Here is a 1173-nt window from a genome sequence, read left to right on the forward strand (position 1 = left end):
GCCATATTTCAGGCAGAAAATAAAAACCTCTTGCCAGTAGCGGTAATTCAAAATGGTTCTACACCAGAAGAAAAAATTGCAGTTGGTGTTGTTGATACGATTGCTGAAATTGTTGAAGATAAAAGAATAACTGCCCCGGCTTTATTGGTTTTTGGAGATGTGGTTTCATTACACCCACAGTTTCAGCCAATCCGCGATTTTTACGAAATTATCGACGAAGAGTACTAAGATTTTTTTAAACCAAAAATATATTTGTTTTGTTGTTAAAAACCGCTTATGGATTTAAGCGGTTTTTTTGTGTTTAAGCTCCTAGAGCCGTCACCCTGAATTCATTTCAGGGTCTATAATGCAGGAAAGATGCTGACCACGAAGTAGTTACAAGGCAATTGAAAACACTATTTCTACTTGTAAAATAAATTCAGCATGACGATCGCGTTGGAAAACTGCGCTAAAAAGGATCATTACAAATAAGTATCTATAGAAATTAGGTGATATAAAAAAAGTGCTACAGATATCTGCGAAATCAGCGGGAAACCATAGGCAATAATCTCCCGCAGATTTAAGATGACTACCGGTGATTGATTTAGGTTTTTGGATTTATTAAAACAACCCCTTGTTTCTAAGCCTGATTGAAGCGGTAAGCCCGGAGCGCAGTGAGGACTTATAGCGGAAAGCAGGACTGTAGCCCGCCACAAAGAACTGAACATTCACTTTCTCATAAAAAACGCTGTGTGTATCTGCAAAATCAGCAGAAACCATAGGCAATAATCTCCCTCAGATTTAAGAAGATTACCGCTGATTGGTTTGGGCTTTTGGATTTCTTAAAACAGCCCCTTGTTTCTAAGCCTGATTGAAGCGAAAGCCCGGAACGCAGTGAGGACTTATAGCGGAAAGCAGGACTGCAGCCCGCCACAAAGAACTGAACATTCACTTTCAAAAACCTCTGCGTATATCTGCGAAATCAGCGGGAAACCATGGGCAGCATTCTCCTGCAGATTTAAGCCGATTATGCTGGAGAAAAACCTAAAACAATTAACTAAAAATATAATTTTCATTATTTGCAAAACTCAAAACAATTAGTAACTTACTTAGGTTATCTACACCAAATATTTGATGGAAATTATACATATAAGCGCCGAGTGTTACCCAGTTGCAAAGGTTGGTGGTTTAGCC

At 38.7% G+C, this 1173-nt stretch carries 1 pseudogene; it reads left to right on the forward strand.

The window, feature by feature from the left end:
• A pseudogene (locus AC1DPQ_RS28320) lies at positions 1–228 on the forward strand (uroporphyrinogen-III C-methyltransferase); the annotation flags it as partial.
• Positions 229–1173 lie beyond the last annotated feature (945 nt).

This window comes from Pedobacter sp. 01T416_2, assembly GCF_056398925.1.